Consider the following 23,803-nt stretch of genomic DNA (forward strand, 5'->3'; position numbering starts at 1 on the left):
AAGTTAATGTTTGATTTTCAAAGTATAAAACAAAAGATAAATCACGCCGACCGTCATCACGGCAACCGCGCCGTCCTGGCCTACCGCATCGCTGGCGAATCCCATCAGCAACGGGAATATCGTACCTCCAAACAATCCCATAATCATCAGGCCGGACACTTCGTTCTTCTTGTCGGGCTGAGCGAGCAGGGCCTGCGAAAACACGATAGAAAACACATTCGAATTTCCGAATCCGATTAAAGCAATACATATATATATAACAGCAAGCGAATGGAACGCAAACAGCCCAGCCATAGCCAACAACATACAGCACACGCTGACCAGGAAAAACAACCGGGCAGACACGGCACGCAAGATGAAAGCTCCGGAGAAACATCCCAACGTACGGAAAATGAAATAAAGGCTCGTAGCGAATCCGGCTTCCGTCAGACTCATGCCCACCCGTTCCATCAGAATTTTCGGGGCGGTAGTGTTCGTACCCACATCAATTCCCACATGACACATGATGCCGAGAAATGAAAGCAATATAAACGGCTTTCCAAGCAACTTTAAACAGGCTTTAAAACCCGATGCACTGTCCGCTTCCTCTTCTTCGATAGGCGTAGCCGAAAGGAAAAAGATAGCAAACACCGCAATGACCATATAAATGGGGAACAGCACACGCCAGCCCAATCCGAAGGTAGGAATGCTCTGCACCGCCCCCCACATCGCAATATAAGGAGCAAGGAACGAAGCAATGGCCTTCACAAACTGACCGAAAGTCAGCGTACTGGCCAGACGGTCGCCCGGAATGATGTTACTCAACAACGGATTGAGCGAAGTCTGCATCAACGCGTTTCCAATGCCAAGCAGAGAGAACGAACAAAGCATCACTCCATAACTGTCGCCAAACATCGGGATGAGAAGCGAAGCAAATGTCACCACAAGACTGAGCAGCACCGTCTTCTTTCGGCCGATACGATTCATCAATATGCCCGTAGGCACAGAAAAAATCAAAAACCAGAAGAACACCAGCGAAGGAAAGATATTGGCCTGCGAATCGCTTAATCCCAAATCCGCCTTCACATAATTTGAAGCGATTCCCACCAGGTCAACAAAACCCATCGCAAAGAAGCACAGCATTACGGGAACCAGCTTGGCATATTTCATTTTATTTTCAGTAGTCATTTTGTTCAGTTAATAGTTAATTATTGAATTAAGAATGAAGAATTAATAACGGTCTGGAGCATTTCGCTCCCCTCTATTCATTCTTCTTTGTTCATTTTTCATCATTCTTCATTCTTAATTTTTCATTATTAATTCTTCATTCTTAATTAATCCGATAGACCGTCATTGATTTCACCGTAAAATTGCCACGGTCAGAAACAAACGACATCCTGTTGTATGGCTCGGACGGAAAAACCTGATTGGTCATCACAAACTTGCCGTTCTCACCGAAAGCCTCAATGCTGGAACGGTCGACAAAGAGACGCAGGGTAATGTCGTCAGTTTCAAACACCGGAGCCACCGTCACGGCAGGGAAGTCCACACTGAAGTCCACTTTTCCACTCTCACTACGGTCCATCACGAACTGCTTGCGCATGATGTCGTAATACATGTTCACTTTTTCATCTTTTTCATTCAACAAGGCAAACATGATTTTCGATGCACCGGAGTTCTTTATCGTCATCTCTATTTCGTAGGCTCCGTCGTTGTCCTTCAACAGACTGGCTATCTCATAAGCATCCTTCACTTTAAACGGCTTTATATCGACCTTTTCCTTTCTAGCCTGTTCTATTTCGACAGAAGGAGCACAACGCAACCACAGTTCACCATCTTGCCGATAAAGAGTAAGGTCACGGGCAATCGTATTCGCCCCACGGAACTGCATGGTCGGAAGCACATTCTGATACTGCCAGTTGCTCATCCATCCCAGAGCCACGCAGCGTCCGTCAGGCGCATTGCTGAAAGTAACTGTCGCGTAGTGGTCTTTCCCCCAGTCCATCCATTTGGTCTGTGTGGGCGATTCATTCACGAACTTTTTGCCATTGAATGTACCTACAAAGTACTGTGCGGCATTCCCTCCGAACGGCCCGCCCGGATTGATGTTGCAGATAAGCACCCAACGCTTTTCCTTCGTGCCTTCCACAGGAAGTTCCACCAAGTCAGGACATTCCCACACTCCACCGTGCGCTCCTTGCTTCGCTCCGAAACTGCTCTCATACTTCCACTCTTTCAGGTTCTTCGAAGAATAAATATCCATCTCCTGACCGCCGGCCAGAATCATCACCCAATGCTTGCCGGGTGCATACCAGAACACTTTCGGGTCGCGGAAGTCACGCTTTGTGGAAGTAACTACCGGATTGTTCTCGTATTTGGTAAAGGTCATTCCGTTGTCCGTGCTGTATGCCATGCTCTGCGTCTGACAATCACCCCAGGGTGTCGGCTTGGCAGAAGTGTAGAAAGCCACCACTGCTCCTTTGCCGAATCCTGCCGTATTATTCTCGTCTATCACCGCCGAGCCGCTGAATATGGAGCCCCATGCATCGGGCACAACAGGCGTTCCTTCGAACTTCCAGTTCACAAGGTCGGTACTCGTGGAGTGTCCCCACGTCATGTTCCCCCACGTAGAGCCGTATGGATTGTGTTGGAAGTACAGATGCCATACGCCGTCCTTGTAGAACATACCGTTCGGGTCGTTCATCCAACCGTAGGCCGGAGTATGGTGATACACCGGACGGAACTTCTCACGGTTCGTCATATCGAACGTGTCCGACAGTTTCATCTTCTTCCAGCAAAGCGAGCCTTCAGGCATATTCTGTACATCTATTGAAAACTCTTTTCCTTTATATGCCGACAAATCGAGCGGCACATAATAATCCACTTTCTCGCGCGCCAGACGGACATTAATTCCACTACCCGTGTGAAGGTTATTGACTACAATGTAAATCTTACCTTCCGGTGCATTGTCCTGTACGGGGAGAAGCAAATACTTCTTCTCCTCCTTCAATGTGAGGATGTTCTGCTCGTTGGCCAGATGACGAATCTGCAGGTTTCCCTGCGCACCGGCCATGAGGCCGGTACACAGAAAGATTCCCATGCACAACGTTTTTCTGGCAGCAGACAAATTGTAATGTTTCATCGCTTTCACCTTTTATTCCTGCATCAAATAATCAATCGTATTCTTCGCAAGCTTGTAAAGGTTCTGGATTTCAGTTGTTTCAGCCTCTTCGCTTGCCTTGTTCCATTCAAAAGCGGGGTCACCGATTGCAATCACATTGCCTTCGGCTGTGTTTGTGAACTCGGCCATGGTGACGGTGTTTTTTTCACTACCATTCTGAGCGAGGACGGTTGCACCGGTTGCCCCAGTCCATTCTTTTTTACCTGTTTCATCGTTTGCATCCTCTCCAAACTTCCAGAAAAGCATCTTTTTCTCAGAATAGAAACCATTCGGACGCAAGTTTACATGAGTTCCTGCAAACCCATCAAACATAGGATGCTCCGTGGCTACAATTTCAATTCCTGGAGCATAGCCTAACGTCTCTGTCACTGCATCTCTGGCAAATTCCGTAATTCCTCTTCCGCTAGGTATAACACCCCATGCAATCAGTTTGGTCACCGCTTCACGTGAAGCAAGGATATTCCCACCAGCCGCATAGTATGACTTGACAGCCTCATCTATATTATATGCAGCATCGTTCACTACAATCTCATTCCAATGCGCCCACACCATCAAGTAATCACTCAAATCCGCATTCGCCTTTGTAACCGGAATATAATCAACTGTCACATTCGTATAATTGGATGTCAGCCAAGTATAGGCCGCTTTTTCTTCGTCATTGAGGGCATCCGAAGTTTCCGCATCACCAATAAAAGCGATTTTCCCGGCGGCATCCTTCCAACCTTCAATGGTATTGCCGTTTATCGTAATCTGCGCACTGATTTTTCCGTCATCTATCGTGGCGGTCACAGTGTATTTATATCCTGCCTGAAACATATTCTGTCCTAATGACAGTTTCGCTTCCTGCTCACCTATCTTTACCGCCAGTTCGTTGGCATCCTGCGGATAGATAAAGCCGGAGAACTCAAATTCCGTACCAGAGACGGCAGTCCCGACTGTCCAGTCCTGTGCTTGAGCTTCGGCTTTGGGCTTCGCTTCACCTATGACCGTATTGAAACCACCGTCATGCTTCAATCCACCAATCACCACATTCTGTCCGGACAAATCTTCATCAGAAGTGACCTGCACTTCCAACAATGCCATCTGATGGCGGAAAGTGAAGCTTACCACCGGAGCTTCCGAATAAGGACGGTTGTTCACGCTTGACCATAAGAAGTCAACGCCCTCCTGCGTCTCCGTTGTATTCTTATAGATAAAGCCATTGTCCAGCGTTTCGGCATAAGGATAATAAGCAGTAAACGACATAGGAGCATCAGCTGTATAGCAGATGGCCTCAGCCACCGGATTGAAAGCAACCGAAGCACCCGCCTCAGCCACCTGATACTGCACGTTGGAGTAAGACGTGCCGCCACCCGTTGCCGAGATGCCAACCTTGTCTTCTGCATCCCAACTGCTTCCTGACGCACGGCTCAGAATGCCGGCTGAAAAGCTGACTTCCTCCGGGCTGTCCAGTGCCTGTACATCACTTGCCAATTCATTTTCGTCACCGCATGCCACCAATGCCAGTGCCAATGCTGCAACCATAGAGTGTTTCATAGTTTTCATACTTCCTTTTATTTTTAAAGTTAATGTTTATTTTCATTCCTGAACGCTTACCTTAATGTCGCTCACCTCAATCGAACCACCATAATTATTGACTGACCAACAGTTTTTTTGCATACCGTAGATACGATTGGTATAGGCCACATTGTCATTTATATAAACCACACAGATTGAATTATCCGTATAAACCGTTATATGATAGATGTTATCCGCCGGCGTATCGAATATGTAACCATCAATGCCGTCAATAAAGCCTTTTCCTTCCTCTCCTTCTTCTTCAAAGTTGAGTTTCCGCTTTACATCTGATTCCGGATTGACAATCACCGAATAATACTTCTTGGAATCCGTTCCGCGAACCAGCGAAAAGCCGAACTTGTCAGTAGCAGAAGACGTCTTGACCGTAAACGAAATTTTATTGTGTACCTGCAACCTGTTGAACAACAGGTATGAATCGCCCGTCATCGTATAGACACCGTTGTTGGCTGTCACACCCGATTCGCTTTGCGCCATTATCTTTACTTCCTGCTCCGATACATACTTCTTGTCGATTCCTTCCACCGCACCTAAAGTAAGCGTACCGTCCTCGTGTTGGATTATCTTATGAGCCACCAGATTTCCTGCCCATTCCGGTTCGTTAGGTGAGGCACCGACCTCTGTATTGTCGTTTCCTGAACGGGTCGGACACCACCCCCAGATATAACGGTTCGTACCGTCCGAAGCTGTCTTTCCGGCATAGAAGCCGCGCGAGTCCAAGAAGCCTTCGTGATTGTCCGGCCAAATGCCTGCATCATTCGCAGTAGTCGCTTTCAGTTCATCCAAAGTCCGTCCCTTGAAATACTGCACCTTACGGATTGCCGCATGTTTCTCGGAATAAACCAGATACCACCAGTCGCCCATCTTGAACACATCGGGACACTCATAGAAACGATCCCACATCATGGTCATGAACACACCTTTATGCTCCCATGATTTCAGATTCGGAGAAACAAATTCCACCAACACGCCTTTTGTGCCCTGCATGGTAGACACCAGCATGTGGAACTGGCCATCGTCACCCTTGAACACAAACGGATCACGGAAGTCCCTTACGCTATAACCATAATCCGCGCCTTGCAGATAAAAGCTCCGGTCCTTCGTCCATTGCTTGAAGTCGGAGGAAGTAGCCACCATGACCACCTCCTGACTTGCCGTATGTCCGGTATAGAATGTATAATACATCTTTTCCGACTCATTATAAATTGTGCTTCCCGTACCGATTGCCGCATCAGGCTCAGCCGCTGTTCCGGTAGGAATCACTTCTCCCATAGAAGTATATGAAGCGGCATCTTTAGTGCTTACTCCCCAGATGGGATGGTAAGTTTCTGGATTCGGACGAAAATCCTGAAGATATAACACCTTGAAATCCTGTGCCACCGGATCATAGAACGGCATCGGGTCGCCCACATATCCCACGTACGGCTTATAATATGTAGCGAAAGTCATTTCATCGGTCGATGCAAAATAAGTTGCCGTACCGTCCCAGTCTTTCTGTGTCAGAACCGGACTGTCGTCATCGCTGCAGCTGCCCAACGGCAACAACAAAGCGGTTAAAGCTAAAGAATATATCATTGTTTTCATACTTTACATTGTTTATAATTATTCACCTTTCAGATAATTGATTGCATTAAGAGTCATCGTTGCCACATTGCCGTGATACTGGTCATTGGAAGCATCTGTTGTTGTATACCAATCATAACAGCCCGACCCGATACACAAGATTCTTCCTTTATTATCTTTGGGTTCAAATTCCCAAATGACAACTGTGTTCGGATCGCCATAAGCCAGATCAATCGCACCGGTCTTTGTTCTCCAATCGTTATAGTCTATATAAGTGCTCCAGTCTTCTTTTTCTTTAGTAATCCACTGTGCCGTTGTATTGGTTATGCCATAGCCTGTATCACAAGTGTAAACCCTATTTGCTTCTGCCCCGGAAACCAAGTTTGCATAAATCGGATGATTCTCATGTCCGGTCTGTTTCACAAAGCTCCATGCACCCGTTGTTATCTCCGGATTGCTTTCAGCTCTTCCCAACCAACAATTGTTAGGGAACACACTTTCATCGGTTACGCCCAGCACTGCCGGATAGAACGTAGCATAACGGGTAAGCAGCAGACTGCCGCCATTCTGATAAAACTCTTTCATACTCGTAGAAGCAGAAATCGCATCAGCAGCACGATTCCTAAAATTATCCACATTGTCTATCGTTTCGTCAACGTGGAAGTGCCACCACATCACCTTGCATTCATCCAAATCCACCGCATTAGTACGTACTTCTTCAAATGAAACATAACGGGCATTCGGCACATTCTGCAACATCCAGTTAGCTGCTTCCTTCTCTTCTGGATTCAATTCATCAATTGTAGCAGCCAAGCCTACATAAACCGCACTCGGAGAATCCGACTGAATCACAGTCACTGTATAAACTGTTTTCGCACTCTGGCAAGTTACCGTAAACTCTACAGGATTTGTAAAATCGACAGCCTGTCCAGAAAGTGGAGAAACTTCAGCCCCTTCGGATACTTCAATCGCAGGAATTAAATCCGTCACCTTCACCGTTGTCGGCACATAGACCAGAATCGTATGATTTCCTTCGTTGATAATTCCCTTATAACTGCCGTTCAACTCGAACGAAGTGATTCTTGCCTCATCGTGCTTCACTGTTACCGTATAGTCCAGGAAAGTATTTCCACTGGTCACGCGCACCGTTTGAGGAAAAGAAAAGTTAGCCACATCACCTGCTCTCATTGAAGCAACTGCACTTTCGGAAGTCTCGATAGCCGTCACTTTCATCTCATCAGTATTATATGATTCGGGAACTCCTACCACAACCGTACATGTTGTATTATCAATTACCCCCGGATAACTGTCCAGTTCAAAGACCGTCAGCCATACATCTTTATCTAACTGTAGACTCGATTTATTATCGTCACTGCATCCACCCGTTGTGATTACCACAGCCATCACAAGGAAAAGAACCGTAAATTGTCTTATTATCTGTTTCATTGTTATTGTCTTTTTAAAATTTTACCAACCTCCACAATTCTGTGTATAATGCCCGTTGCTGGCACTGATTTGTGCAAACGGAATAGGCAGGTATTCATTCTTGTTCTTTGTAAACGAAGCATTCGAATAAATTGTACAATTATCTGCTTCACCCGCATAATATTTATTCAGCACCTCAGATGCTTCACCCCAACGAACCAAATCAAAGAAACGGTCGCTTTCCATCGCCAGTTCCACACGACGCTCAAATTTCAGCATCTTCAAAGCTTCTTCCTGTGAATAAGTACCATTGTATGGCTGCACATTGAAGTTTACATTATACCTGGCAGGATAATCAGAAATCATTGCCGTACTCTGCTTTGCCCTGTTACGGACTTCATTGATAAGACTTACCGCCTCAGCAATACGTCCGTCATTCAACTGAATTAAAGCTTCTGCCCGCATCAGCAACACGTCCGCATAACGAAGTACAATATGGTTCATCGGGCTTCCCCACCAGGCTCCTTTTATCAGATAGTCACCGTCTGGGTCTACATTATGTTTCAGAGTCACATAATATCCGTACAAGCCGTTGCTTCTGCTCCATGTGGATGAATTATCCATCATATAGTTTGTATTGAATTCATACGGGAATCCGGGCATACCTACAGTCAGGAACAGACGAGGGTCGGCTGTATCTTCCGCTTTGTCATAATCCTTGTCATTGAAGGTATCCAGATAAGGATGGCCATTTGCGTCGGTACGGAAAGCGTTCACCAGATTCTGGCTCGGCTTATAGAAGTCACATCCTCCGTCGGTGACACCCGGTATGTTCGGGACAATCAGACCATACGACCAGTTACAGTTACCATTGGTCGTACCATCATTCATGGAATACTGCATTGCCCATAAAGACTCCGGACCGTTTTCATATTGAGGCTCCGGACGAAAATTATTATGGAAGTCCGGTTCCAAAGCGTACCCCCCTGCCGACATGATGCCCTTTTCCGTATACTGAACTACTTTCTTCAAATCGTCTGCATTGATACCTGTCACTTCATTGCTCTCCGGGTTATCCTGACGGTAGGCTTTATACAGATAGGTCTTTGCCAGATAAGCCGCCGCTGCTGCTTTTGTGGGACGTCCTTTGTCTGCTTGCGTATCAGGCAAATTGTCGTATGCGAACTGGAAATCATCCGCAATCAGCTGCCATCCTTCATCATTCGTATAAGCCGTATTCGACAGGTTATTGTATTCTTCAGGAGAAAGATTTTCATCGTTCGCAAATACAATGTTCTTATACAGCTGTTTCAACAAGAAATGTCCGTGACCGCGCAGGAAACGCATCTCGGCAATACGCTGCTGTTTTAGCGGATATGTACTTTCATCCAATTGGTTCAACAGTTGCAAGGCTGCATTTACACGTGAAATGCAATTATACAAACGCTGCCACATATCACTGATGTTCCAGTCCGTGGTCATAATACCTTGAGAGATTTCCAGTTTGTGAAACACATCACCATCTTCTGTTCCGTTTCCTCCTTTATAAGCATCGTCCGAACGCACGTCGAAATTCCACATGGAGAAAGAAGAGTTAATGTCTTCCGCTGAAATCCATACAGCATAGGCAGAAATTACCAGATTGTCCACATATTCCGGATTCTGTAGCTGTTCATTGTCTATTGTTCCCTGTGGCACCTGGTCTTCCAGGAAATCGGAACATCCCGTACAAGCCAAAGCAAGTCCTAAAACTGTAGTATATAATAGTTTTTTCATAATCTTCAAATCTATAATTCATTCATTAAAAACTGACATTCACACCAAAAGTCACGTTTAACGGAATCGGATAGCCGTAATTAGGATTCTCCGGATCGACACCGGTAAATTCTTTACTCTTAATCGTTAGCACATTCTGTGCACTTACATACAAGCGCAGCCGCTCCATCTTCATCTTCTGAGCCCATGCCTGAGGTACGTTATATCCCAGCTGGATATTACGTAGTTTCAAGAACGAACCATTCTCCACAAAATAGGTGGAAACACGCTTTTCGTTGTTCACATCGTCACGGGACAAAGCCGGAATATCTGAATCAGGATTTGTGGGAGACCAGGCCTCAAGCACACGTTTACCTTTATTCAGGAAACCGATATTCAATCCACTCCACAAATCGGTTTCTTTTTTCAAATCACTGATAACGTCCACTCCCTGCACACCCTGCCAGAACATGGTCAGATCGAAATTCTTGTATTCGAGATAAACGTTAAGCCCATAGCTGAAAGCTGGAGTCGGGTCATAAATCCATTGCTGGTCTTTTTCATTAATCACCCCATTCCCGTCGAGGTCACGCCAACGGATACGTCCCAATCCGGCACCTTCCTGAGTAGCATGATTGTCAATCTCTTCTTGCGATTTAAATATTCCGTCGGCCACATAACCCACTTGCGAGCCGTTCGGATGGCCGATTACACTTTCAACCCCATTACCACCGAAGGTTCCGTTTGCTGCAACCGTGGCGGGAAGAGCCGTTATCTTGTTACGATAGGCAGAAATGTTCGCGTTCAAATCGTATTTTAAGCCAAAAGCCGTTGTATTCCTGTAACCAAGATTCAGTTCAAACCCTTTGTTCTCCATCTCTCCGGCATTAATCCATTGCGAACTTCCCTCACCCATGGCTGCAATACCTGCCATCTGCACAAGAATATCCGTAGTCTTTTTCCAATACCAATCGAACGATCCGTATAAACTCTGATTGAAGAAAGAGAAATCAAGACCTAGATTAGTCTGGGTTGTTGTCTCCCATTTAATATCATCATTTCCAATCTGGTTACGTTTGAAACCGGATTGCAGAATGCTTCCTCCGTTCGTTCCGGCAATGTCATACGAGGTTCCGTAACTTTGGCCTCCTGATTCAGTCACACCGTAATTAGGCACATAAATCGTGTAACGGGCGATATTAGAAATCTCCTGATTACCAGTCTGTCCCCATGAAGCACGGATTTTCAAATCATCAAGCCAAGACACATCTTTCAAGAAATTTTCACGGCTGAGACGCCATCCGAGAGAAACTGAAGGGAATGTCGCATAACGGTTGTTTTTACCGAAACGTGAAGAACCGTCACGGCGTATTGTCAGAGACGCCAGATATTTATCATCATACGTATAGTTCAACTTGCCGAAAAATGACACCAACGAATATCCTTCACCCGAACCGTATGCCTGAGCTGTGCCCACACCTGCATCCGGCCACATAAAATCTGTATTCAAAATAGTAAATTCTTCCTTATAGCCCGAGAACCAGCTATCATCTTCACGGTTCAACTCTATACCAACCATTGCATCGCCACGGTGTTTTCCTATTTCCAGATTATATGTGGCAATGGCATTCCACATCCATTTTGTCCAATGTTCTTGTTTGGCTTCCACCGCATTCTTGTCATTCGCCACATTACCTTCCGTCACCGGAAACGTAAAGATACGTTGCTGTTTCTGAGAATAGTCCAGTCCGAAAGTAGAACGGATGTTGAATCCTTTGAATGGATTCAGATTAATGTATGCGTCACCAAACATACGCCAGTACGTATAACGGTTATTAGAATTGCGTTCCAGACGTGCCACCGGATTCTCACGGTCTGGATACCCCCCTACAGGCCCCGCATACTCGCCATTCACATCATATACAGGCAAAGAAGGATTGAACTGAAGCACATTCTGCAAGAAACCACCAGGAGCCTGAACCTCAGATGTACGATTTAATGTGAAATGCTCCCCTACTGTCAGAATCTTATCAATCAAATGATACTCTGAATTCATACGTGCGGAAAAACGTTCGAAATCACTCTCGTTGATAATACCTTTATTCTTGTAATATCCTAAAGAGAAAAAAGAAGTTCCTTTCTCTGAACCGTTACTAACAGAAACATTGTATTGCTGAATCACACCAGTACGGGTAGTCTCGTCAAACCAGTCCGTATCGGCAGAAGGAACCGTATTGCCGGAATCAAGGAAACGCGACATGCTGATACCATTCAATTGCGGATAACCATTAGCATCATATCCCCAATCATATCTATACCCCAAAGCATTTGTATTAGGATCTTGACCACCATTGACGTATGCCTGCCACATCGCCCTGCCATATTCTTCCGCGTTCAGCACTTCCATCTTATTATTATACATAGAAGCAGAAACTGACGCATCAAAATTAATTTTCAACTGCCCCTCTTTTCCCTTTTTTGTAGTAATAATAATTACTCCATTGGCCGCACGAGAACCATAAATAGAAGCCGATGCCGCATCTTTCAGCACCTGAATCGACTCAATATCATTGCCATTCAATTCATGCATACCTCCCTTTGTCGGTACACCATCAATAATATAAAGAGGATCATTGTTATTCAAGGTTCCGATACCCCGGATACGGATTGTTGTAGAACCACTAGGATTACCGTCAGAAGTAATGTTCATACCCGGCACACGTCCCTGCAAAGCTTTCATCGGATTGTTTTCGTTCTGTTTCGAAATGTCATCCATACTTACCATAGAAACAGCACCTGTCAAATCAGCCTTACGCTGAGTTGTATACCCAGTCACAACTACTTCTTCCAACATTTCAGAGTCTTCTTCCAGCACTACATTCAAAACTCCATTGGCTTTTAATGTCTGGGACTTAAAACCTACGTAAGAAATTACAACCTCAGCCCCTTTCTTCACCGATAAAGAAAACTTACCGTCAAAATCAGTAATTGTACCATTCGTTGTTCCCAATTCCAGCACTGTTGCTCCAATAACAGGCAGCCCATCGGATTTGGAAACAACAGTACCAGACACCTGCAAGTTTTGTGCCTGCATCATCAAACATGTCATCAGAAACAGACATGTAAGAAAAAATGTTCTTTTCATGCTTTCCATTGTTTGCATTAAAAATAAGTTCAACATAATTAAAACACGTATGTACGTTCTCATAACAATCACTTCGCTAAGGAACGACATCGCAAATGTATTGTGCACAAGCCCAAGGATATAAAAAAAATGTTTCCTCCCGTTGCATTTTTGTTACAAAGAAACAAAAGTACAACAAGAGGAAACATTTATAAGATATTACATTTCAAACTCTTAACAAATTCCGATTCAAAAGGCTTCTTTCCTTTTTCCGCTGGTTGCAATCAGATATATACCTAACAATATCAATGGTACACTCAGCCATTGTCCGATGTTCAACGTCATGCCTACTTCTTCAGCTACCTGCGGATTCTTCATGAATTCCAATCCGAAACGGGCACCAAAAAAGATTAGCAAAGAAACGCCCGTAGTCAGTCCGATTCGTTTTCCTAGATGAAGCTTGTGATACATGAACCACGATACGACCAGTGCCACCAGACAATAAAGCATTTCATAAATCTGGGTAGGATGACAAGCCTGTGCCACTCCATTCTGATTGTATAATTCCTGCCATTCACGCGAGCGGACAAACTCAAATCCCCAGGGTAAAGTTGTAGGATAACCGAAAATCTCGGAGTTCATCAGGTTACCGAAACGGATACACATACAAACCACCGCTACGGCAGGTATCATACGGTCGAACAACCACCACACGCTTTTTTTCGTCACTGTCTTAGAATACCAGATTAAAGCCAGTATCAAGGCAAATACACCTCCGTGACTGGCCAGTCCGCCTTTCCAAATTTTCAGGATTTCTGCCGGATGCGCTCCATAATAATCCCATTCATAAAACAGGCAGTGCCCCAGACGAGCTCCAATTACACTGCTGACAATACAATATACAAACAGTTTGTCAGCCCAGTTTTCCGGATACCCTTCCTTCTTAAACAAACGGGAGACCATTTCGTAAGCCAAAATAAATCCCAGCCCCCACATCAGCCCGTACCAACGGATTTCGAGCGAACCCAAATGAACCAGCACCGGATCCACATCCCATACAATGCTTGCAAATGTCATGCTACTTAATTTTTAATCAATAAACTTCACAAAGGAACAAAAAAAATGCATTGCTTCAAAACAGAAGAAACACTCTTTGAGGGTGCGGCGCCCTTTCACGCGAAGACCAACCCCACCGCTCAGTACTCCCTAAGCAGTACTTCAGTACTTCCGTGGGAGTACTCCAATACTGCCAGGAAAGTACTACAGTACTGCCAAGGAAGTACTGGCAAACGATAAAATTCTGATTTAAAGTCGCTTTAAAGCAAGCTTGATCACTTTTTCCACAGGCGCATCCGGTTCCTCTTTAAGAATCTGCGCGGTCACCTTTTGAGAAGGCGCCTGTGCAAATCCCAACATGGCCAATGCAGCCACTGCCTCTTCATATATTTCCGTATTGGCAGCTACAGCCACCGATTTGACGGTTGCCGCACTCTCTATACCTGTCACTGCAATCTTATCTTTCAGCTCCACAATGATACGCTGGGCAGTTTTCAAGCCAATCCCCTTCACGGTCTTCAGCAGCTTGTCGTTTCCACTGCCAATCACGTTACACAATTCCGAAGGAGAAAGTGCCGACAAAATCATACGTGCTGTATTTCCTCCAATGCCCGATACACTGATAAGCAACAAAAACAATTCCCTCTCCTGACGAGTGGCAAATCCGTATAACACATACGCATCTTCACGGATGGCCTCATATATATAGAGTTTGACCTCCTTTTTTCCCTGTACGGCAGAGTAAGTATTCAACGACACATTAATTCCATATCCTAATCCATTACACTCTACAACCACCCACGCCGGAGTAGCATCCACAAGTTCTCCTTTGATATATTCAATCATGTTTTTCTAACAATTTATAAAATGGAGAACAAAAATAACGATAAGAAAGTTATAAATTGTAAGTTCAGCCAGATTTTTTTGGAATTCGTGGCTTTATTGCTTGTTTGGAATGATTCTAATTCTGTATTTTTGCGCCAACTAAAACGAAACAACTTAAAACAAATAAGAAATATGAAAAAGATTAGAGCAGCCGTAGTAGGTTACGGAAACATCGGAAAATTCACACTGGAAGCACTTGAAGCAGCTCCTGATTTTGAAGTAGCAGGTATCGTACGCCGTAATGGAGCAGAAAACAAACCTGCAGAACTGGCCGATTATCCTGTAGTAAAAGATATTCGCGAACTGAAAGATGTAGATGTAGCTATTTTGGCAACTCCGACCCGCAGCGTAGAACAATATGCAAAAGAAATCCTCGCATTAGGAATCAACACGGTAGACAGCTTTGACATCCACACTCAGATTACCAGCCTGCGCCGTTCTTTGGGTGAAACAGCAAAAGCTCACAACGCAGTAGCCATCATTTCTGCCGGATGGGATCCGGGAAGCGACTCTGTAGTACGTACGCTGCTGGAAGCCATCGCTCCGAAAGGAATCACTTACACTAACTTCGGTCCGGGCCGCAGCATGGGACACTCTGTAGCCGTTCGCGCCATTGCCGGAGTAAAAGATGCATTGTCTATGACTATTCCGGTGGGAACAGGTATTCACCGCCGTATGGTATATGTAGAACTGGAAGAAGGTGCAGATTTCAAGACAGTAGAAGCAGCTATCAAAGCTGACCCCTATTTTGTAAACGATGAAACACACGTTATCCAGGTTCCTTGCGTAGACGACCTGAACGATGTAGGTCACGGTGTAAACCTGGTTCGCAAAGGTGTATCAGGTAAGACTCACAACCAGCTCTTCGAATTTGACATGAAGATCAACAACCCGGCTCTGACAGCTCAGGTACTGGTTTGTGTAGCTCGTGCTTCTATGAAGCAGCAACCGGGATGCTACACCATGATTGAAGTTCCGGTTATCGACCTGTTAGCAGGCGACCGTGAAGAACTGATTGCTCACTTGGTATAATACATAATCTTTAACGCTACGGGCCGACTTGTCACACAGATAAGCCGGCCCGTTTTCATTTATACATCTTATAACCATTTCTTCACAATCTCCTCCGTACGCTCCCACAGTTCCCGCTGTTGCACATGAGGAAGATACTTCCCGGATAACCTTACAGCATGTCCGCTTACATTCAATGTACCGGTACGCTTGCCTGCCTCTTCATCCAGCAGCAAACCGATGGCCGTGGCTGCCCCTTGACGAGGTGTCCGGATAAACGGCCGGAAGAAAATATCCGTCAAAGGATCAAACCACATGTGCATGGTGATAATATCCGTCGAAACAATGCCCGGATCAGCCGCATTCACCACAATTCCTCTCTCCTTCACACGAGCTGCCAATTCAAGCGTAAAAAGTGTCAAAGCTAATTTCGTATTGCTATAAACCGGAATTCGCCAGAAACTCCCCTTCTTTCCGCGCAAGAAAAAATCCGGGAAATCCAGCCGGCCGATTGCATACGTACACGACACCATGTTGACTACTCTGCTCCCCTCTCCCATTAGTGGAAGCAACCTGCGTGTCAACAGATAAGGCCCCACATAATTCACACTCACCGTACGTTCCAGTCCATCCTCCGTCAGTCTGCGACCGGTTTCCATCGTCCCGGCATTGTTCATCAGCAATGCCAGTCTCTCCCCACGGGCACAGAGTCGCTCCGCAAAGTCAGCCACAGAAGCCAACGAAGCCAAATCAATATACATGACCTCCACCTCCGGATTCCCCGTTTCCTTCACCAGCCACTCTCTCTTAGCCTCAGCCTTTTCCTTGTTACAGCAGGCCATTATCACCCGATAACCAGCCAACGCCACCGCACGGGTAATCTCTGTTCCCATTCCTCCGTCGGCACCTGTAATCACTGCTAATTTACGCTTCATCTCATCCCTTGCTTTCAATTCGTTCGATTTCTTTCTTCAGACAAGGCGGCAGTTCCTCCTGCAAATGCTGATGACAAGCCATGTCCAACGTGTACATACGGGCAATGCAATAATTACTGTGACGACAATTGCACCGTGCATTCTCCTCACGTCGCATACGATTCACAAAATCGGGCTCATTCAGCAGCGCACGCCCCATCTGTACCGCTTCAAAACCATGGCTCAATACCTCCTCTATTTTCTGTCGCGACACCAGACCTCCCACATACACCAACGGTATGTCCAGTGCCTCACGAAACTTCAAGGCATCTTCCAGGAAATAAGCCTCACGGAAAGGCACAGAGGGTATCATGTATTTACCTACCAGTCGTACGCCATACTTTAGCCACCAGCAGGTCATGTAGTGTGTCATGGTTCGGATAGGCATCTCCCCCCGCATCACATACATTGGTGCCTTACTGACAAATCCGCCGCTCAGCACCAGCGCATGTGCTCCCAATTCCTGCAGTTTCCGTGCCACTTGTAACGACTCATCCAATTCCATACCTCCCCGAAAACCATCGCGCATATTCATTTTCACGAGTACAGCCATGTCATTTCCCGCTGCTTTCATCACTTCCTCCATCACCATCTCCATGAAACGCATACGGTTCGCTAACGTTCCGCCAAATTCATCCTTCCGGTGATTGGTAGAAGGGGAAAGAAACTGACTAATCAGGTATCCATGCCCGGCATGTATTTCCACCGCATCGAATCCTGCTTCACGCGCCAAACACACAGACCGTCCGTAAGCCTTCGCCATTTCCGGCAATTCATCGGCACGCAACCCACGCACAAAAGTAGGTGAATACAAATTGAATCCGCTGCTTGCTCCTACCGGAAGGCATCCGCAAATACTCTTATGCGACATATTACCACAATGCCCCAGTTGAATGCTTGCTGCAGCCCCTTCGGCATGCACCGCATCCGTCAGCTCACGCAGCCCCGGCACAATCTCCGGCCTCATCCACAACTGCCGGTCGAATGAAAGTCCACTACGCGTCACGGCTGCATACGCCACCGTAGTCATCCCCACTCCACCGGCAGCCACCGAGCGATGATAATCCAGCAATTGCGGTGAAGGCACATTTCCCGGACACATGCTTTCAAATGCGGCTGAACGAATGCTACGGTTGCGCAGTGTCAGCGGCCCCAAAGTGACCGGAGTAAATAAAAGTGAATCCATCTTTCCTCCTTTCCCTAATATATATAAGGTATAATTCTTTTTCTGCTGCCTACCGCCTGTTTTCCGAACTCCTCACAATAGCGTTTGTAAATGGCATCGGCACGCGGCACCAAGTTGGCAGCTGTCCACCACACAAACACCCAGGCCGCAGGAGAAGCCGTCAGTAAGGCAAATCCAGTCCATTCCACCAGCTCCCCAAAGTAATTGGCAGAAGTCACATAGCGATAAAAACCTTTCTCCGGCAGGTAATGACGCGTATCTCCCGGCTTCCGTAAATTCCGTATTACATGGTCTGCATGCAGATTAATGGCCATTCCTATGAAAAATATCGCGGCTCCTACCCAAGGTAAAGGATTTATCCAAAAGGTGGCCGGTTCGTACATTCCCGGCAAAGCACAACTGAAAAAGCTGGCTGCCAACAAGGTCGCATTGATTACATTGAAAAGTATCCCCATCGCCATGATAGCCAGCGGCATCCGGCTCTTCCCTTTCATCAGTAATGGAAAGACAAACGAACGTTGGAAATAATGTAGCATGAACAATCCTACGAATATGACCTGCGGAGTATACGCCTCTACTCCTGCCTTCCACGCCCAAAGCCCCATTGCCACAAATGAAGGAGCTTCCATCAGTACCCAGCCTACTTTGTTCGGCACAGACCATCCCCACGAGCGGGTACGAAACATGCCGTACCCGGCCTTCACAAAATAAAGTGCTATAAAGACTATCACTGCCAGAAAGGACAGGACATATAGCATGATTTGATAAGTTTCGTAATTCATAGCATGCGGTTTTGCCTTTGAAGATACAGAAAATATCTGTAAAGAGGAAAAACAGCACGCTTTCTTCTTACTTATCAACCATTAATTATGAATTACTTACGGTTTTCTCTTTTTCAACACTACGTTTTCAAATCTAAAACAGTAAAGAGTAAAAATCCCTGCATTTCTCACCAAAGGCGTCAGAAATACAGGGATTTAAGTGTATCTGTGAAAAACTTACGTCATTCCACCGTTACAGACTTAGCCAGATTGCGTGGCTGGTCGACATCCATTCCACGGCATACCGCAATGTGGTAAGCCAGCAACTGCAACGGAATAGAAGCTACTAACGGATTCAGACATTCCAGTGTAGCCGGAAGTTCGATGCTGTAATCAGCCAAGTTACGGATAACCGTGTCTCCTTCGGTCACTACGGCCACGACTCTTCCTTTTCGGGCCTTGATTTCCTGAATGTTGCTCAGCACTTTTTCGTACAAAGGCGACTGTGTGGCCACGATGACCACCGGCATTTCGGCATCAATCAGGGCGATGGGACCGTGCTTCATCTCGGCAGCCGGATAACCTTCGGCATGGATGTACGAAATTTCTTTCAGCTTCAAGGCTCCTTCCAAGGCAATCGGAAAGGCGTATCCCCGACCTAAATAAATGAAGTTGCGGGCGTAGGTAAACATCTTTGAGAAATCGGCGATGAACAAATGCTGCTTCAAGACGGTCCGCATCTTTTCAGGGACGGCGACCAGTTCTTTCACTATCCGATGATACTCTTCTTCCGAAAGTGTACCTTTTTCTCGCCCCAATGCCAAAGCCAGCAGGGTGAGCACGGTAACCTGTCCGGTAAAGGCTTTCGTAGAAGCCACTCCGATTTCGGGACCCACATGGATACAGGAACCGGTATCCGTAGCACGGGCAATGGAAGAACCGATGACGTTACAGATGCCATAGATAAAGGCTCCCTGCGACTTGGCCAGTTCAATGGCAGCTAATGTGTCGGCAGTTTCTCCGCTTTGGGAGATAGCAATCACTACGTCATCAGGATGAATCACCGGATTGCGGTAACGGAACTCGGAAGCGTATTCCACTTCCACCGGAATGCGGCAGAAGCTTTCAATCAGTTGCTTGCCGATAAGTCCGGCATGCCACGAAGTACCGCAGGCTACGATAATAAAGCGTCCGGCACGCAACAGTTGTTCCTTGTAATTGGACACAGCGGAAAGGGTGACCGTACAAGTGTCCGTATTCACGCGCCCACGCATACAGTCGCTGATGCAGTCGGGCTGGTCGAAGATTTCTTTCAGCATGAAGTGGGGGAAACCTCCTTTTTCCAGCTGCCCGATATTAAGGGCTACAGTCTGTGCCTCATGCGGACACTCTACATTATTCAGGTCGACAATCTTCAAGGGAGCATCTGCCCGCAGTACGGCTATTTCTCCGTCAGAGAGATACACCACCTGATTGGTGTAAGTCACCATAGGAGTAGCATCGGAAGCTAAGAAGAACTCTCCCTCGCCTACTCCGACAACTAACGGACTACTCTTGCGGGCAGCAATAATCTCGTCGGGATGCTTACGGTCGACCACTGCAATGGCATAAGCACCGATGACTTCCCGCAAAGCTAACTGAACGGCGGTCAGCAAGTCCAAATTTCCTTGCTGCTGGATGTAGCCAATCAACTGCACCAGCACTTCCGTATCGGTACTGCTCTTGAAGGTGCAGCCCTTGGCCTGCAGCTTTTCTTTCAGCACAGCATAATTTTCGATAATCCCGTTGTGTACCAGTGCCAGATCACCGTTCTGGCTGCAATGCGGATGGGCATTTACCGTACTGGGCTCTCCATGGGTGGCCCAACGCGTATGGGCGATTCCCACACAGCCGGACACATCCTGCCCTTCGGCTGTCCGTTCCAAATCGGCTACTTTTCCCACAGACTTATACACATTCAACTGATGAGTGTCGCTCATCAAGGCCGCTCCGGCACTATCATATCCGCGATACTCCAGGCGCTTCAGGCCTTCTACCAATATCGGCCAAGCCTTTCGCTTTCCGATATATCCTACAATTCCACACATGTTACTTTTAACCTTAAAATATTATAGAAATCTACCTAATCTGTCAGCGAAATTACGATTTCTCACAATATAGAGGGAATTTAGGGAGAGATTTTCTATGAAAACACCGATTTTTATATTAAATTAGTACCGCAGTTTCAACTTTACGAACGATTTGTTTGTTTATATAGAAACAGAATTGAAATTTATCAACTTTAAATCAAGAAAAAAATGAAACATTTACTTCCTGAACTTCCTTATCAACTGGAAGCACTGGCTCCGAAAATGAGCAAAGAAACACTGGAATATCATTACGGAAAACATTTGCAAACGTACATAGACAACCTGAACAAATTGATTGCCGGTACGCCTTACGAAGAAAAAACGCTGGAGCAAATCTTGCTGGAAGCGGAAGGGCCGATGTTTAACAATGCAGCCCAGACCTGGAACCATACGTTCTTCTTTGATACACTGACTCCTCAGCAGCCGGAAATACCTCAACCTTTAGCAGATGCGTTGACTCGCGATTTCGGTTCGGTAGAAACTTTCAAAGAGAAGTTTACACAGGCAGCCACCACACTATTCGGTTCGGGATGGACTTGGCTGGTGAGTGACAAAGACGGACATTTGTCCATCGTCAGCGAATCGAATGCCGGAAATCCGCTCAAGAAGGGACTAAAACCGTTACTGGTTATCGACGTGTGGGAACATGCGTACTACATTGACTACCGCAACCGCCGGGCGGCCTTCATCGAAGCATTCTGGACACTGGTGGACTGGCAGAAAGTAGCTGCCCGTCTCTAAAATATAAATCGGGGCCTCGGCAAATGAGCGGAGGTCCCGATTGTTTTATCTGTTTTTACACACTATGAAAAATTATTCCGTCTTAATGTGATTCACCGGATTTTCACGAACGGCTCCCCAACTGATGAGACACACGGAGCCTAAAGAAATCAAGGCTACCAACAGAAAGGCGACGCCAAACACGCCCCACATCGCCATGGGTGAATAGTGCAGGATACCGTCTATCTGCTGTACGCCGAACCATGCCAAAGGAACGGCCAGCAGCATACCTGCCAGCAAAGACAGCAAGGAGAAACGAAGCAGTCGTGCCCGTTCCATACCTGCACTGGAACCAAAAACCTTTCGGATGGCCATGTCGCGCTTGCGCTGGCTGATGAAATAAATGCTCATGGCAGTCAGTCCCAACAGGGAAATCAACAGGGCCGCACACGTAAAGGCTACAATAGTAGTACGCATATGCAACAAATCTTTGTAGACTTCCTTGATTTCATCGGCATACCATTTGGATTCAAAGGGAATACCCTCCACCACTTCCGAAAACAAGGCATCAAGTTCTCTCTTATATGCTGCCTGGTCGCCTTCAATGGTTTCTACCAGCACGTTCCAGGGCCTTACTTTGTCCGGATGCTCTACTGAAATCATGGTGGGTGACTGCGGAAGGAGAATGGAACCGAATTTGATGTCGGCATACCGTCCGCCTACAGCATACTGGCGGCCATATTCATTCCGCAATTCTGCCGTACGCGCGTAATCCAGCTGCAAAGAATCGAACGTACTTTCGGAGAAATACATGTTCCCCCATTTCCGTGGAAGTTTCCTATCATCGAACACCTGGATGTGAAAGATGTCCAAAAAGGCCGAATCGGTACGGAATACCTGAAAACTGACATTTTGAGGTATCCCGTTACTATCGTAAAGCTGGGTGGTATTGTTGTTTCCCCGGTTTACAGGCGTACCGGCGGTCAAGCAGACATTCCTTACAAAAGGCTTCTTGCGGGCTTCGTCACGGAAAAGACGTATTTTTTCGGAAGAACCGACTGTCATGGCAGGATAGTCGAGTACATGACCGTATGTATAGCCCAACGGTTCACGCAGAATCCGGTAGATTTGTGCGGACAGATAGAGGGTACAAGTCAGCATGGCTACGGTGAGTCCGCTCTGCACCACATACAGTGCCCGAAGGTACACCGCCTTGGTTTTCCGTCGGAAAGTGCCTTTCACCACATCTAATGGATGGTAGTGAGAAAGCAGAACGGCAGGTACCACTCCGGCCAGCAAGGAAAGCAAGACAATGCCTATCAGATAGATTAGCAAAGTAATGGCGTTCAAGTCGTCCCAAATGTCCAATCGTGTCTGTAGCAGGTCACAGACAGTCGGTTCCACTGCCTTAGCCAACAGCAAAGCCAGCAGAAAGGCTCCTGTGGTAAACAAGGCCGACTCTCCCAACAAGCGCCAAAAGATGCTCCGTGCGGAAGAGCCCAGCAACCGACGGGTAGCCATTTCCTTGGCACGGTAGCTTACTTGTGCCACGCACATGCTGACGTAATTGAATATAGCCATCAGCAGAATCAGAATACCTGCCACTAAGAATATCCATACTTTTACCGGATTGTATTGACGCAACTGAGGGCTCATTATTTCGGAGAAACATACGTCTTTCAACGGCATCCAGAATGCCTCGCGGAACAAGTCATGCTGATACCCCCAGGAAAAGGTTTTGAGAAAAGACAGCATGTCGGCAGCTTTCTGGTCGGGATTGACACCTTGAGGAAAACGGACCAGTATCGCCGTTCCTCCCATGTTGTTCATATCCGGATTGTGCATGCTGCTTCCCCAGTTCACAAAATCAACATAATCGAACGGTACAATGGCTTCTACCTCATCGGGGATGACGGAATTCTCAAAATCTTTTATGATGCCTGTCACTGTGTACATCTCCTTCTTGTCTGCAGACAAACGAAGCATCTTGCCTTCCGCAGGTTCATCCCCAAACAGTTTACGGGCAGCCGATTCGGTCAGCACGATGCTATGTGCATCGACCAGTGCCTGTTCCGGATTTCCCGACAACAGCGAATAGCCAAAGAAACGGAGGAAATTATCTTTCACACAATATATTTCGAGGCTGGTTTTCCGGTTTTCTATTACCGCATAACTCCCCGAGTTACAAGCTTCAGCATTCACAGCGCACCAGTCGGCCATTTCCGGATAACGGTTGGCCAGCCGTTCACCCACCAGGTAATTGCTGGCGCTATATTCCTCGTTCGACAACACATAAATATGCTCGATGTCCTTTATATCGCTGCCCACAGTGAGCTGCCGCACCACCATATTGGCAATGAGCAGCACAAACATCAGAGAGATGCCCAGTCCTGCCACGTTGACCAATGTAAACAGCTTGTTGCGGTGAAGATAGGTAAAATAAGTTTTCAGTCCTTTCATCGTATTTTATAGTTTTATG

At 46.4% G+C, this 23,803-nt stretch carries 16 protein-coding genes; 2 read left to right on the forward strand and 14 right to left on the reverse strand.

Translation table 11 applies throughout. The annotated features are described in order from the left end of the window. Positions 1-3: 3 nt before the first annotated feature. The 9 genes from DXD04_RS12975 to ruvA all read right to left on the reverse strand — a co-directional run bounded on the left by DXD04_RS12975 (position 4) and on the right by ruvA (position 14,504). Entirely contained in the window at positions 4-1,167 is a 1,164-nt protein-coding gene (locus DXD04_RS12975; RefSeq protein WP_117673681.1) for an MFS transporter, read from the reverse strand. A gap of 142 nt (positions 1,168-1,309) precedes the next feature. Next, complete coding sequence (locus DXD04_RS12980) at positions 1,310-3,079, reverse strand: glycoside hydrolase family 32 protein (RefSeq protein ID WP_259299560.1); 1,770 nt, start codon at positions 3,077-3,079, stop codon at positions 1,310-1,312. A gap of 54 nt (positions 3,080-3,133) precedes the next feature. Continuing rightward, complete coding sequence (locus DXD04_RS12985) at positions 3,134-4,705, reverse strand: fimbrillin family protein (protein WP_117673683.1); 1,572 nt, start codon at positions 4,703-4,705, stop codon at positions 3,134-3,136. A 33-nt stretch (positions 4,706-4,738) separates the two neighbouring features. Next, on the reverse strand, positions 4,739-6,319 hold the full coding sequence (locus DXD04_RS12990; protein ID WP_117673684.1) for a glycoside hydrolase domain-containing protein: 1,581 nt from the start codon (positions 6,317-6,319) through the stop codon (positions 4,739-4,741). Between the two features lie 18 nt (positions 6,320-6,337). After that, positions 6,338-7,744, reverse strand: coding sequence for a DUF4960 domain-containing protein (locus DXD04_RS12995; RefSeq protein WP_117673685.1), 1,407 nt, complete (start codon positions 7,742-7,744; stop codon positions 6,338-6,340). Positions 7,745-7,765: 21 nt separating this feature from the next. Then, the gene (locus tag DXD04_RS13000) at positions 7,766-9,499 is read right to left on the reverse strand and encodes a RagB/SusD family nutrient uptake outer membrane protein (protein WP_117673686.1); all 1,734 of its coding nucleotides are present in this window, start codon (positions 9,497-9,499) and stop codon (positions 7,766-7,768) included. 25 nt (positions 9,500-9,524) lie between these two features. Then, the gene (locus DXD04_RS13005) at positions 9,525-12,623 is read right to left on the reverse strand and encodes a SusC/RagA family TonB-linked outer membrane protein (RefSeq protein ID WP_407438680.1); all 3,099 of its coding nucleotides are present in this window, start codon (positions 12,621-12,623) and stop codon (positions 9,525-9,527) included. 228 nt (positions 12,624-12,851) lie between these two features. Continuing rightward, positions 12,852-13,679 carry a prolipoprotein diacylglyceryl transferase gene (gene lgt, locus DXD04_RS13010; RefSeq protein WP_117673688.1) on the reverse strand — a complete coding sequence of 276 codons (828 nt, stop codon included), beginning with the start codon at positions 13,677-13,679 and terminating at the stop codon, positions 12,852-12,854. A gap of 228 nt (positions 13,680-13,907) precedes the next feature. Then, positions 13,908-14,504: a Holliday junction branch migration protein RuvA gene (ruvA, locus tag DXD04_RS13015; RefSeq protein WP_117673689.1), complete on the reverse strand. Its 597-nt coding sequence runs from the start codon at positions 14,502-14,504 to the stop codon at positions 13,908-13,910. A gap of 171 nt (positions 14,505-14,675) precedes the next feature. On the opposite strand from ruvA, the gene DXD04_RS13020 reads away from it, so the two are divergent. Then, a complete protein-coding gene (locus DXD04_RS13020) occupies positions 14,676-15,575 on the forward strand; it encodes a diaminopimelate dehydrogenase (protein WP_117673704.1) in 900 nt (299 codons plus the stop codon). 68 nt (positions 15,576-15,643) lie between these two features. Here the strand turns inward: DXD04_RS13020 and DXD04_RS13025 are convergent, their stop codons facing one another. From DXD04_RS13025 to glmS, 4 genes are all read right to left on the reverse strand, one after another. Further along, positions 15,644-16,489, reverse strand: a complete 846-nt coding sequence (locus DXD04_RS13025) for an SDR family oxidoreductase (protein WP_117673690.1) — start codon at positions 16,487-16,489, stop codon at positions 15,644-15,646. Between the two features lies 1 nt (position 16,490). Continuing rightward, the gene (locus tag DXD04_RS13030; RefSeq protein ID WP_117673691.1) at positions 16,491-17,714 is read right to left on the reverse strand and encodes an NADH:flavin oxidoreductase; all 1,224 of its coding nucleotides are present in this window, start codon (positions 17,712-17,714) and stop codon (positions 16,491-16,493) included. 14 nt (positions 17,715-17,728) lie between these two features. Then, complete coding sequence (locus DXD04_RS13035; protein ID WP_117673692.1) at positions 17,729-18,496, reverse strand: DUF1295 domain-containing protein; 768 nt, start codon at positions 18,494-18,496, stop codon at positions 17,729-17,731. A gap of 221 nt (positions 18,497-18,717) precedes the next feature. After that, positions 18,718-20,562 carry a glutamine--fructose-6-phosphate transaminase (isomerizing) gene (gene glmS, locus DXD04_RS13040; RefSeq protein ID WP_117673693.1) on the reverse strand — a complete coding sequence of 615 codons (1,845 nt, stop codon included), beginning with the start codon at positions 20,560-20,562 and terminating at the stop codon, positions 18,718-18,720. 210 nt (positions 20,563-20,772) lie between these two features. Here glmS and DXD04_RS13045 point away from each other — a divergent pair, with 210 nt between their 5' ends. Continuing rightward, positions 20,773-21,345 (forward strand): superoxide dismutase, encoded by a 573-nt coding sequence (locus DXD04_RS13045; protein WP_117673694.1) that lies wholly within the window; start codon positions 20,773-20,775, stop codon positions 21,343-21,345. Positions 21,346-21,417: 72 nt separating this feature from the next. Here DXD04_RS13045 and DXD04_RS13050 read toward each other — a convergent pair whose 3' ends face one another. Beyond that, positions 21,418-23,784 carry an FtsX-like permease family protein gene (locus DXD04_RS13050; protein ID WP_259299559.1) on the reverse strand — a complete coding sequence of 789 codons (2,367 nt, stop codon included), beginning with the start codon at positions 23,782-23,784 and terminating at the stop codon, positions 21,418-21,420. Positions 23,785-23,803: the final 19 nt, after the last annotated feature.

Source organism: Phocaeicola plebeius, from assembly GCF_003437535.1.
Lineage (GTDB): Bacteria > Bacteroidota > Bacteroidia > Bacteroidales > Bacteroidaceae > Phocaeicola > Phocaeicola plebeius_A.

Bases quoted from the DNA above. Each gene is read 5' to 3' on its own strand.
- DXD04_RS13045 (WP_117673694.1), top strand. From the start codon at position 20,773: ATGAAACATTTACTTCCTGAACTTCCTTATCAACTGGAAGCACTGGCT.
- DXD04_RS12980 (WP_259299560.1), bottom strand. From the start codon at position 3,079: ATGGGAATCTTTCTGTGTACCGGCCTCATGGCCGGTGCGCAGGGAAAC.
- ruvA (WP_117673689.1), bottom strand. From the start codon at position 14,504: ATGATTGAATATATCAAAGGAGAACTTGTGGATGCTACTCCGGCGTGG.
- lgt (WP_117673688.1), bottom strand. From the start codon at position 13,679: ATGACATTTGCAAGCATTGTATGGGATGTGGATCCGGTGCTGGTTCAT.
- glmS (WP_117673693.1), bottom strand. From the start codon at position 20,562: ATGTGTGGAATTGTAGGATATATCGGAAAGCGAAAGGCTTGGCCGATA.
- DXD04_RS12975 (WP_117673681.1), bottom strand. From the start codon at position 1,167: ATGACTACTGAAAATAAAATGAAATATGCCAAGCTGGTTCCCGTAATG.
- DXD04_RS13000 (WP_117673686.1), bottom strand. From the start codon at position 9,499: ATGAAAAAACTATTATATACTACAGTTTTAGGACTTGCTTTGGCTTGT.
- DXD04_RS12990 (WP_117673684.1), bottom strand. From the start codon at position 6,319: ATGAAAACAATGATATATTCTTTAGCTTTAACCGCTTTGTTGTTGCCG.
- DXD04_RS12985 (WP_117673683.1), bottom strand. From the start codon at position 4,705: ATGAAAACTATGAAACACTCTATGGTTGCAGCATTGGCACTGGCATTG.
- DXD04_RS13005 (WP_407438680.1), bottom strand. From the start codon at position 12,623: ATGAAAAGAACATTTTTTCTTACATGTCTGTTTCTGATGACATGTTTG.
- DXD04_RS13025 (WP_117673690.1), bottom strand. From the start codon at position 16,489: ATGAAGCGTAAATTAGCAGTGATTACAGGTGCCGACGGAGGAATGGGA.
- DXD04_RS12995 (WP_117673685.1), bottom strand. From the start codon at position 7,744: ATGAAACAGATAATAAGACAATTTACGGTTCTTTTCCTTGTGATGGCT.
- DXD04_RS13035 (WP_117673692.1), bottom strand. From the start codon at position 18,496: ATGAATTACGAAACTTATCAAATCATGCTATATGTCCTGTCCTTTCTG.
- DXD04_RS13030 (WP_117673691.1), bottom strand. From the start codon at position 17,714: ATGGATTCACTTTTATTTACTCCGGTCACTTTGGGGCCGCTGACACTG.
- DXD04_RS13050 (WP_259299559.1), bottom strand. From the start codon at position 23,784: ATGAAAGGACTGAAAACTTATTTTACCTATCTTCACCGCAACAAGCTG.
- DXD04_RS13020 (WP_117673704.1), top strand. From the start codon at position 14,676: ATGAAAAAGATTAGAGCAGCCGTAGTAGGTTACGGAAACATCGGAAAA.